This is a genomic window from Paracoccus rhizosphaerae, assembly GCF_026162645.1.
Classification (GTDB): Bacteria; Pseudomonadota; Alphaproteobacteria; order Rhodobacterales; family Rhodobacteraceae; genus Paracoccus; species Paracoccus rhizosphaerae.
Window position 1 is genome coordinate 26941 of record NZ_JAOTBE010000034.1, and the last position, 11014, is coordinate 37954.

Sequence of the window (11014 nt, forward strand, 5' to 3'; positions counted from 1 at the left end):
CCGCTGCCGAGGCGTTGACGGCTCTAATAGCCGGCCCCTTCACCGCACGTGCGAAGGCAGATCATTTTGGCTGTAGCGCGACATCGCAGTTGAGGGCTGAGCGCCCTCCGTCGACACGGACGCCGTTGCCCCCCGCAAGTGCTGCTCCGCGCATGAGCTTCAGGCGCCATGCGCGGAGGAAGACATGATCAGAGGAAAAAGTCGTGCTCGTGCAGGACGATCTGTCGGGACAGCTCGATTGAGAAGTCTGCTCGTCGATCACCATCACTGTCGGCGAAGACCGGCGTTGTTCCGTCGTTCTGCTGATAACGCAGTTCGCCCGCCGAACCCGAGTAGCTGTCAGTACCCACGACGTCCAATGCCTGCTTACCGAGAGCCGCAGGGTTACATCCAGTGCGGAAAGATTGATGTCCCCCTGAACTCTGTTGAAGTCAGCAATTACGTCGTTCAGGCTGAACAACGCTGTCCGTGGGCGAGATTGCCGGTTCCTGTTCTGATCCCCGGCAGGGTGGCGGCGTATATGGCGGCCAGGATGCAGGCCAACAAAGCCCTGTGGTAGGCGAGGATCTTGCGGATGTTGTGACCGCAGCCGCAGAGCACGGCAAAGATGGCGTCGCCGGTCGTGCCTTTCAGCGGGCAGCGCGACAGGCGGCCGTCGGTTTTCATGTGTCCAATCTCTGGCTCGATAGCGCTGCGCCGCCTCAGCAGCTTTTTCAGAGCAGGGTTCAGACCTCGGCGGGTGCCGCTGATCAGAACTTTCGTTTCCGAGACCGGGTGGCCGCGATATCCACGGTCCACAACGGCCAGGTTCGGGGTCTGACCGGTCAGGATGGCAACCTGTTCCAGGGCTTCGGGCAAGGTGTGTCCATCGTATGGGTTGCCCGGCAGGGCGCGCATGCCGACGACAAAGCCTTCGTCGATGGTGGTGGCCAGGCTGACCTTGGTGCCGAACTCGTATCGCTTGCGGGCCTTGCCCTTTGAGATGCAATCGACCTCGGGTTCGTGCAGGACGTAGATCTTGCCGCGGCTTGCGGGCGCCTGATGGAGCAGGCGACCGACGAGCACGAGGGTGTCCAGAACACGCTCGCGAAAGGGCCCCTGCGGGACATCGTCCAACTGGCGGCGAATGTCGCGCAGAACACGCCCGGTGTATCCCTTCAGCTTCTTCAGGGCCTTGCGCAGGCGCTTGAACTGCTTGGCATGGGCGTGAGCCGCCCGATCTGCAGGGCCAGGCGCGGGGCCAGGCGGTTGTAGTTCTGCCGCAGCGTCATCCCGCCTTCATCGGCAAGGGCCAAAAGCTTGCAGCGTGCCTTCTCATAAAGGCGCGCATCGGTCGGGTGGGCAATGTTCTTTTCCATCACCGTCGTATCCACTGCGACACGCGACAGGCTGCGATCCTTTACCGTCCCGGACCTGCGCCCGGCCTCGATCGTCTTCGTCAGCAGCCACTCGGCCCGTTCGGCACATTGCTCGGACCCATGGCGCAATGCGCCTCACTCGCCGATCCGCTTGCGCCACCGGGTCAGCGAGGACGGGTCGATCGGTGGACGGTGCTGAAAGAAGACCTCACCGCAGAAGTGCTGGTGATACGGGTTTTCGACCCAACGGGCGACCACGGCTTCATCCGACAACCCATAGGCATGTTGAAGATACAGCAGGCCCGCCACCAGCCGCGGCGATGTGGCCGGCCGCCCCGTGCCGGAGGGAAAGAAACCCGACCATTCCCGCTCGAAGAACTCCCAATCGATCAGCGCGGCCAGTTTCGCCAGTTCATGCCGCATATCGATCATGTCGGTCAGCCGGGGGCGCAGGAGATCATCCTGCTCTTCAGCGCGCGGATGAGGCTTCATCACAGCTCCGGAATTCGCAAGGTTTCAAGCCTCAGCATACGAAACCTTGCAATTCCACGCCACCGTCTTGGCACAATCACCCAGCAAATGCAGGCCGTTCTAACTTATTCAGGGCGAACTATATCATCTTTCCCCAAAAAATAAGGTGACGATACAGCCCAGAGATTAGGGTGCATCGACTGAATACGACTGAACGAATGCATCTGGAGTAAGTTTGAAATGCTTTAGCTTCAAGTGAACCTTGCTATGGTCTCGATAATCCTGATTTTGACATATAGCCACCGTATACTCTTTGATGGCTACTTTCATTTTTTCGAGACCCTGCTCATCAATAATCCTTGTACCCTTAGTCAGAGTTGCGGCATGTTCAATGGTTCTTTTTGGGTGAATAATTATTGGTGTGCAATGGCACGTCTGATCATACTCCTGATCGAACCACTCAATAGAGCCATTAAGTTGGTTGCAATCCTTTTTGCAGATGTTAGCTGCCTCTGTTGCGCCGCTCTTGCATTCAATAATATAATATTTTAGACCACCAACAGCCCAAAGATTATCAGGCCCTCTTCCGCTTTCCGTCTCCGGCATTTGAGACCTGAATCCAAGATAAGCGCCCAACTCCATAATCGCCTTTTCGAATCTTTTTGACTTAGGCTCACTCCATTCAAGATCATCTAGAAGAGCGTTAGACCAGACAACGAGGTCGTTCGCTTCGAGGAAGCGATGCATAAAGCGAACAGATGCTTGAGATTGATTTAAGTCGAGCGCCGAAATCTTTTTGTATTCGACACCAGCAATCGGCCTGAGAAGTCTTTTATTGGTATTCTGAGCGCTTTTCTGGATCTCTTGAGCTGAAATCGGATCGAGCTCGTGCATATAGTCAGATAGTTGCTGCTTAATATAACCTGAATAAGCCTTGTCCATAGATGCATTTGCAACTTCTTCCGCAAGTTTGCAAGCCTCTCTAAAGTGGCCCGCAACTGAAAAGTCATGCGCGGCACGAAGCCTGACAGCATTATTATTCACAACTCCGGTTCTAGGCGCGCCACCAGCAATTACGCTCGCCTTGACGCGCGCCACCCATCCTGGAACTGCTTTCAAGCAGTTGTCTAATGCGGGCTCAATTTCCTTAAGAGATCTACCCGTCATTTGCTTATTTATTTGTTCCGATAACTTCAGGTGCGCTCGTGTCGCTGGCGAAAGGTAGTCAGTAGCGGTAGATTGACTAATTCGCTCAACAAGCTTCGATCCCATGAGAAACACTAGGCAGTGATCATCTCCCGATCTAATGCCTCGCCCCATTCCTTGCTCGATACGCTGCACTTGTCTTGCGAAATATGTGGGACTATCGTCGAGCATTAAGCCTTCATAGCGCTCGATGACTCCTTGGACTTCTGGTAGCCCATCAAGCACGAGAATGTCACAGGCCGGCCCCGGGAGGTCAACTCCATCATACTTATTGATCAGAACTGTGAGGCCGACGTGACCTGCTTTCAGTTTAGACACTCCTTCAACTAAATTTTCAGCCTTCAAAATTTGGTCAGCTGAGTCATTCCAGAACTTCGCACGCTCATTAGATGGTACGATTACACAACAATTATATTCTTTTGATTTTCTCTTAATGAATTCCTTAATATCACTGTCGTAAATTTCCGTATTGAAATACTCGGGCACAAGGATCATCCTGTCCCCGATCACCCCGCCATTTTTTGGGAAAATTGGTTTAGAGACAGATTTCGCGTCTGCGGAAAAGTGAGTCACAAGGATACTGTCGTCCGCGAGGGTTGCGGTCATATATATCCGCCTTTGCGCTGAAACAAAGGATGGGATCATGTCAATCGGAATGAAGTTTGGAGATATTTCCAAGACGCCCCGAGAGAAAACTGCCTTGCAATCCTTAAGATTTCTCTTCACCAATGGCCAATTAAACAGCATCTCCTCGTCCTCTCGATTGGCATGCAGCAAAGCGAGAACAGAATCGTGCTTATTCCTCCATGCCCAATGGGGGATGCGCATCATCGAGCTTGGGTCGTTATCTCTGATGTCGAGAAAGTGACTGTGTGATTGCGATCGGAGATCACCCTCAAATAGACTCAAAATATCCTTATATACTTTATGATCACTATCCAGCCGAATTAGAAATTGCTTAGATACTGTATCCAAGCACGCGTGCGCATCGTCAATGATTAGAGATCCAATTCTAATCTTAGATCCCTCGTCGCCGACGCCAAAAACGGATTTACCATTAAATAGCTTCCAAACGTTTGCTACAAGAATTGAGCGCCCAGAAGAATACTCAACGGATCTAGGGTCGTCGGTAACTTCAATACCCAGGTCGCGAGCTTCACTTAACACTTGCTCGAGAAGATAATTATCCGGAACGAGATAAACTGCCGGGCCGTTTTTCTCCTCTAGAGAGCTTTTCAGTATTAGAAGGCCAACGAGCGTCTTTCCGCCGCCAGTATTTATCTTAATGGTTGTGTCTTTTTGATCGCGATTCTCGAACCATGCGGTCAGAACATCGGACTGTTCATCTGAGGGACGATTAAATCTCTTATGCTTCGATAGGGTTGTAAAGATGTTCCTTGGGTCATACTGCGCATCACCCGTCAAACCGGTATCAAGTTTTCCAAGGTCAAGTTCAAACATCGTGTTTCCTTTACTTCACAATCTTTCGAGATAAAATAGTTCGCGCGTAGTCCAAGTCTACTGTGGGAATATATTTAGCACAGTGATGGGTGCGCTCGCGTGTACCTGTGCTAGCTTATGGTTGCGTACGATTAGCCGCGGAAAGAATCTCTTTGGCGATCGCTGCCATATGACTCCCCCAGAAACGTTTTTTGCTCAATTTGTACCGCGGCCCGGTTTTGAGACAGCGCTTTGCGTCGGTCATGCCACCAGCTTGAACCTTGTGGCGGCTTTGGTTTCAAGAGCCTTCTGCTCGGCCCGGATCTGATCGGGCGTCTTGTGCCCGTGCCGTTCCCGGAGCCAGCTGGCGTTGTAGAGTGCGGCGAAGCTGGCCAGCGCCTGCCGCAGTTGCTCCACCGTGGCGAAGTGCCGGACCCAGAGGAGTTGCTCTTTCAGCGTCCGGATCGCCCGCTCGGCCACGCCGTTGCCCTCGGGCTGGCGGACGAAGGCGGGCGAGCTGGTCACGCCGATGAAGTGGACCTCGCGCTGGAAGTCGCCCGACATGTAGTTGGAGCCATGGTCGTGGCGCAGGGTGAGGCCCGTCGCCACTCCGGCCCTTTCAAGCGCCCCGAAATGCTTCGCGATCCCCTGCTTGACCGGCTCCAGCGCTTCCCAACGGCTGGCGCCGGAGGCGGCGTGGATGCCGACGAACTCACCCGAGCAGTGATCCACGGCGACGAAGACATAGGCTCGACCCTCGGCGGTCGTGAAGGTCTCTGTCATATCCGTGCCCCAGACCTGGTCCACCCGCTCGGTCACGATTGTTCCGTCATGAGAATGCGCCGCCCGAGGTGCCGGCCGGTGAGGCGCAAGCAGGCCGTGCTCCTTCATGATCCGCCGCACCCGACGTGCAGCAGTCCACAAGCCCCGCAAGCGCAGCCGCGCCCAGATCTTGCGATAGCCCTCGCCCGTGAAGGGGGAAGCCTCGATGATCTCCCGGATCGCCGCCAGAAGGTCGGCGTCGCTGGCGGCGCCTTGTGGGCCCCGACGACGGCGGGGAGGGTGCGGCTCGTTCGCCGCCATCGCAAAGTGCCGCCGATACAGGCTCGCTCGTGACAGGCCCCAGAGCCGGCAGACGGTGGCCAGCGGGTAGCGGCGGCCAGCGGAAGGCAAGAGAATGCCGGTCATCTCCTCGACCTCCGCCCGGCCAAAGGGCGGCCCGCCTCCAGCTTTTCGAGCTTCGCAGAAAGAAGTTCGTTGGCCATGGTGATGTCGCCCACCTTCGTCTTCAGCCGCGCGATCTCGTCATCGCGCGCGTCGCGCTCGCGCTCCTTCAGCGCGGTCTCGGCCGCGAAAAGGACGCGGTCACGCCATTCCGACAACCGATGCGCCGGCACGTTCAACTCCCGCGACAACGTCTCGAGGCTCTCGCCCCGCATCAGCCGCTGCACCGCGACCAGCTTTCTCTTTGCGGAGAAGCGCTTGCCTCGACCGGCCTCGGCCCCGACGCCGCCAGCGTGTGGAGCGCACGTCGTCGGGGCCGAGGCCTCCGTCGCGCCAGGCTTCAACTCGTTCTTGTCGTCCATGTTCTACCCCCCGTTCCTACGGAAAAGTAGCGCTCGACGCTGTCTCAAGAAACCGTGCCCCAGCCCAGTTTTTTGCTCAATTCGCACTGTAGAATGCCGCGCCCGCGCGGCCCAGCTGTTATTTTGATGAGGATGTTTAGTCTTCACCGTTCACTGCTCATTGGCGGCCTTTCGGGCTGGTTCTAGCGTGAAGATGCACTGAGCATGATCTGCGGGTGAGCTTATAGCAACAACGTGCTGCACCAAGCCCGATTAGCAGATTGTGGTCGCATTTAAGCTGGGTTGAGGCTTCTGAGCTGGGGCCCGGTCATGCGCCATGCCAAGCTTGGATGACTGGCATGGGCCGAATGCGCGGGTCAGAGTCTGCTGCACCCCCAATACCGCCGACGAGGGCGGCAGATCGACGTGAAGAGCCCATTGCTGCCGATCGCAGCCCCTGCGGAGAATGCAGCTGCAGCAAACTCGGATGGGTAAGTCAGCTGCCAAGGATCATCGCATGCGGTAGTGCAGCGTCTCCAAGGCAGCTGACATCGCCTGAATGCTGAGGTTTCTAACAGGGCTTGCACCAATCTTATTATTCTATTACCCATGAATAATGGAAAAGAATGCGGCGCTAGACGCCCTGTCCGCCCTTGCGCACGACATCCGCATCGATGTGTTTCGCCTGCTGGTGCAGGCCGGGCAGTCCGGCATGGCGGCCGGAGAGATTGCCGCACGCCTCGACGTTCGGCCCAACACGTTGTCGAACAACCTCACCATCCTGACGAGGTCGAGCTTGGTGCGGCCCAAACGCGAAGGCCGCTCGATTCGCTATTTTGCCAGGATGGAGACAATGCGGGGGCTGCTTGCCTTCCTGATGGAGGATTGCTGTGGCGGGCGGCCTGAACTGTGCCAGCCGGTTCTGGACAAGATCGCCTGTGATTGCTGATCGCCGCCTCGTCCGCACATGTGAAAGCTGAACCACGATGACCGACATGACACGCATCCAGTCCGTTCCCTTGGGCGGCTTCGAGCGCTGGCTGACCCTGTGGGTCGGGCTTGCCATGATCGCAGGCCTGGCCGTGGGCGCGCTGGCGCCGGGCCTGGTGCAGGCGATCGCCGGGGCCGAGATCGCCTCGATCAACCTCGTCGTCGCAGTGCTCATCTGGGCGATGGTCTATCCGATGATGGTGAACGTGGACTTCGGCGCGGTCGGCAACGCGTTCCGTCAGCCGAAGGGCCTGCTGATCACGCTGATCGTCAACTGGCTCATCAAGCCCTTCACGATGGCGCTGCTGGCGGTCCTGTTCTTCGACTATGCCTTTGCCCCCTGGATCGCACCCGAGGACGCGCAGAAATACATCGCCGGCCTGATCCTGCTGGGCGCCGCCCCCTGCACCGCGATGGTCTTCGTCTGGTCCCAGCTGGTGCGCGGGGACGCGAGCTATACGCTGGTCCAGGTCTCGGTGAATGACGTGATCATGGTCGTCGCCTTCGCTCCCATCGTCGCCCTGCTTTTGGGCGTGACCGAGATCGTCGTCCCGTGGCAGACCCTGGTGCTGGCGACGGTTCTCTATGTCGTGCTGCCGCTGGCGGCGGGGCTGCTGACGCGCCGTGCGCTTGGCAGCGCCGCGCGGATCGAGGCGTTTTCGACGCGTGTGAAGCCGTGGTCGATGATCGGCCTCGTCGCGACAGTCGCGATCCTCTTCGGCCTGCAGGGGCAGACGATCCTCGACCGGCCCGCGGCCATCGCCCTGATCGCGGTGCCGATCCTGATCCAGAGCTACCTGATCTTCGCCATCGGCTATGGCGCGGCCTGGCTGATGCGCGTGCCACACCGGATCGCGGCGCCATGCGCGCTGATCGGGACCTCGAACTTCTTCGAGTTGGCGGTTGCCGTCGCCATCAGCCTCTTCGGCCTGAACTCCGGCGCGGCGCTGGCCACGGTGGTGGGCGTGTTGGTCGAGGTGCCGGTGATGCTGTCCCTCGTTGCCTTCGCCAACCGCACCCGCGCCCGTTTCCCGGAGGTCCGCGCATGATCGTCATCCACCACAATGCCGCCTGCGGCACGTCGCGCAATGTGCTGGAAATCATCCGAGCCTCGGGCGCCGATCCGGTAGTGATCGACTACCTGGCCGAAGGCTGGACGCGTCCGCAGCTTCTGGCCCTGCTGGCCGCGGCGGATCTGACGCCGCGCCAGGCGCTGCGGACATCGAAATCGCCCGCCGCCGAACTGGGCCTGCTGGAGGAGGGCGTCACCGACGCTCAGATCCTCGAGGCGATGCTGGCCCATCCGGTGCTGGTCAATCGCCCCATCGTGGCCTCGCCCAAGGGCGTGCGGCTCTGCCGCCCGTCCCAGGCCGTGTTGGGGCTGCTGGAGCGCCTGCCGGCAGGCCCGCTCTTGTCTGATTGCAGCCCATCCGCATAGCGCTTTTTTCAGACACGCCTTAGTAGCCGCAGATCGACGTGAAGAGCCCATTCTTTCGCCACTCGCTCAAGAAATGCCCTTGTATCTTGGACACGCTGATGCGGTTTCCAGCCGAGGTAACGGGTTGCAATGGCATCCGTCCCGTAGCTTTTGAAGATCGCTTCGGCATCATCTGGCACCACACGCCTCAGTAGATAGCGGTCAGTCTGAAGCTCTTCGGGAAGGCGATAGGCATCGTTCATGCTCGGCATCATAAGCGGCTTCCGCCAGCAAGCAACGGCAGCTAGGTCTCGCATCCCAGTCGTTGCGCCTTGCTCTTTGAATGACCGCTTCTAGGCGCAGGTGCCCAAGCTATCCGTTTGCATCGTTTTTCGGTTCGCCATTGCTCAGGGCGGCATAAAGCGCGGACTTGCCGACTTTCACGCGTGCGGCGGCCTCGCGCACGGTGAGGCCAGTTGCAATTAGTTGGCGGGCGCGGGCGACTCTTTCCGGCGTGGCAGCCATCGGCCGGCCGCCCTTTCGTCCCCTTGCTGCTGCTGCCGTGAGCCCTGCATTCGTCCGCTCACGGATCAGATCTCGCTCGAATTGTCCGAGCGCGCCGAAGATGTGGAAGACGAGCCGCCCGGTGGGGGTCGTGGTGTCGATGTTTTCGGTCAGCGACCGAAAACCCACGCCGCGATCTTCCAGTTCGGCGACGGTCTGAAGCAGATGCGTCATGGAGCGGCCGAGGCGGTCGAGTTTCCAGACTACGAGAATGTCGCCGTCCCGCAAGAACGATAGCGCCGCGTTTAACCCAGGGCGTTCGGTCTTGGCGCCCGACACCCCGCGATCCTCGAAAATGCGGGTTGCTCCGGCAGCGTGGAGGGCATCGAGCTGAAGAGCAAGATCCTGCTCGGCGGTCGAGACGCGGGCGTAGCCAATGGGGGACATGGGTCTCCGGCGGAAAAGTGTGCGCCGGGGGCATCCGACGAGTTCCATTTGTCCGTAAAGCCGTCCAAAAATCAAGATGTCCGGTTATCCGTTGTTGCGACAGTTTTCGGACACGGCTGCTGACCTTCCATCAAACGGACGTTTTTTGAAATCATATCTTGAGCAATGACCTGAACAGGCGGATGCTCCTGTCTGTTCCTCGCCACAGGATCCGGTCATGTCAGATCCCGGATTTGCTTCTTCGAAAGCCCTCGCGCGTTTCCGGCTCCTGCAGCCCCATCTGGAGCAGGACATTCCACTGGCCCGCATTGCGGCCGAGTGCGGCGTTGCGGAACGCACCTTGCATCGCTGGCTGGCGGCCTGGCGGGCCCATGGCATTGGGGGTCTGGAACGGGCACGGCGCAGCGATGCCGGAGTTGCGCGAAGGCTTACCCCTGAGATCGAGGCGCTTGTGCGGAGCCTGGCAACCAAGCGTCACCGGCCAACGGCGGCGGCCATCCACCGCAAGGTCCGGGCCGAAGCCACGGCCCGGGGCTTTGCCGCCCCGAGCTATTCGGTCGTGGCCGGGATCGTGCGCGGGGTCGAGCCCGAGCGCATTGCCGCCGCAACGGACGCGGCGGCCTATCGCGACCGCCACGAACTCGTGCATCGGCGCGACGCCGATGCACCTAACGCGATGTGGCAGGCTGATCATACCATGCTCGATATTCTCGTGATCGAGGACGGCAAACCTGTCCGGCCATGGCTGACCGTGGTCATGGACGATCACAGCCGGGCCATTGCCGGCTTTTCCCTGACAACCGCGGCACCAAGCGCCGTGAACACCACGCTAGCCCTGTGCCAGGCGATCTGGCGCAAGGATGATCCTGATCCGCCTGCTCCGGCCAGCTGTTCAGGCCGGCTCATTGATCAGCTCCAGCGCCCCGTCCGGCAGTGGCCGCTGCAGTTCCTCCGCCCGGATCCCGTTCAGCCATGCGTCCCACTCCTCGGGCCTGGTCAGGATGACCGGCATTGCCTTGGGGTGGATCGCGCCCACCTCCGCCTTGGGCGGGCTGGTCAGGAAGGCGAAGAGGTCGTCGGTGGTCTCTCCGTCCTTGACCTTGCGCACCGAGGTCCATTCCCGCGTCTCGATCCCGGCAAAGAAGATCGGGCTGTCGTTGGCGGGTGCGAACCATTGAAAGCCCCTGCCCTTCCCGAGCGGCTCGGAGAAGCTGGTCAGCGGCACCAGGCAGCGATGCTCCCGGCCGAGCCAGCGGCGCCAATGGGGAGAGCCCAGGTTGCGGATGTTGGTGATGCCCGGATCCCGCTCGGTCTTCAAGACAGAGCGCGGTGATGGCATGCCCCACCGGGCCTTGACCAACTCTGGGCCACCCTCGCCGTTGCGAATGATCGGCGCCCACCGGTCGGGGTAGACCTTGCCGGGGGCAACGTTGCCCGCATGGTCGACCAGGCCGTCAAACAGACGCCGCATCGCCTCCTGGGGCATGGTCACGTTATAGATGGGGTGATTGCAGCAGCGCAGCTCTGGCCTCACGCTTCTGCTCTCTTCATCATGGAGGAAGTCATGGAATACTATGCCGGACTCGATGTGTCACTGAAGGAAACAGCGATCTGCG

At 59.2% G+C, this 11014-nt stretch carries 8 protein-coding genes and 3 pseudogenes; 4 read left to right on the forward strand and 7 right to left on the reverse strand.

What is annotated here, in order from left to right:
- Window positions 1–188: 188 nt before the first annotated feature.
- The 4 genes and pseudogenes from OC184_RS12515 to OC184_RS12530 form a co-directional block, all read right to left on the reverse strand.
- Complete coding sequence (locus tag OC184_RS12515) at window positions 189–350, reverse strand: hypothetical protein (protein ID WP_265507519.1); 162 nt, start codon at window positions 348–350, stop codon at window positions 189–191.
- 97 nt (window positions 351–447) lie between these two features.
- Window positions 448–1850, reverse strand: a pseudogene (locus OC184_RS12520) (IS5 family transposase).
- Window positions 1851–2015: 165 nt separating this feature from the next.
- Window positions 2016–4496, reverse strand: coding sequence for a DEAD/DEAH box helicase (locus OC184_RS12525; RefSeq protein WP_265507520.1), 2481 nt, complete (start codon window positions 4494–4496; stop codon window positions 2016–2018).
- Window positions 4497–4736: 240 nt separating this feature from the next.
- Window positions 4737–6061: pseudogene (locus OC184_RS12530) on the reverse strand (IS3 family transposase).
- Between the two features lie 595 nt (window positions 6062–6656).
- Here OC184_RS12530 and OC184_RS12535 point away from each other — a divergent pair.
- The 3 genes from OC184_RS12535 to OC184_RS12545 are packed head-to-tail and all read left to right on the forward strand — an operon-like array spanning window position 6657 to window position 8468.
- A complete protein-coding gene (locus OC184_RS12535; RefSeq protein ID WP_265507521.1) occupies window positions 6657–6989 on the forward strand; it encodes an ArsR/SmtB family transcription factor in 333 nt (110 codons plus the stop codon).
- 37 nt (window positions 6990–7026) lie between these two features.
- Entirely contained in the window at window positions 7027–8079 is a 1053-nt protein-coding gene (gene arsB / locus OC184_RS12540; RefSeq protein WP_265507522.1) for an ACR3 family arsenite efflux transporter, read from the forward strand.
- Window positions 8076–8468 (forward strand): arsenate reductase family protein, encoded by a 393-nt coding sequence (locus tag OC184_RS12545; protein ID WP_265507523.1) that lies wholly within the window; start codon window positions 8076–8078, stop codon window positions 8466–8468. The genes arsB and OC184_RS12545 overlap by 4 nt, the downstream gene beginning before the upstream one ends.
- 8 nt (window positions 8469–8476) lie before the next feature.
- Here OC184_RS12545 and OC184_RS12550 read toward each other — a convergent pair whose 3' ends face one another.
- Window positions 8477–8710, reverse strand: coding sequence for a GNAT family N-acetyltransferase (locus tag OC184_RS12550; RefSeq protein WP_265507524.1), 234 nt, complete (start codon window positions 8708–8710; stop codon window positions 8477–8479).
- A 109-nt stretch (window positions 8711–8819) separates the two neighbouring features.
- The gene (locus OC184_RS12555) at window positions 8820–9398 is read right to left on the reverse strand and encodes a recombinase family protein (RefSeq protein ID WP_265507525.1); all 579 of its coding nucleotides are present in this window, start codon (window positions 9396–9398) and stop codon (window positions 8820–8822) included.
- A gap of 217 nt (window positions 9399–9615) precedes the next feature.
- Here OC184_RS12555 and OC184_RS20495 point away from each other — a divergent pair.
- Window positions 9616–9858 (forward strand): annotated as a pseudogene (locus OC184_RS20495) (helix-turn-helix domain-containing protein); the annotation flags it as partial.
- Window positions 9859–10290: 432 nt separating this feature from the next.
- On the opposite strand, the gene OC184_RS12565 reads toward OC184_RS20495, so the two are convergent.
- The gene (locus OC184_RS12565; RefSeq protein ID WP_378926645.1) at window positions 10291–10884 is read right to left on the reverse strand and encodes an SOS response-associated peptidase; all 594 of its coding nucleotides are present in this window, start codon (window positions 10882–10884) and stop codon (window positions 10291–10293) included.
- Window positions 10885–11014 lie beyond the last annotated feature (130 nt).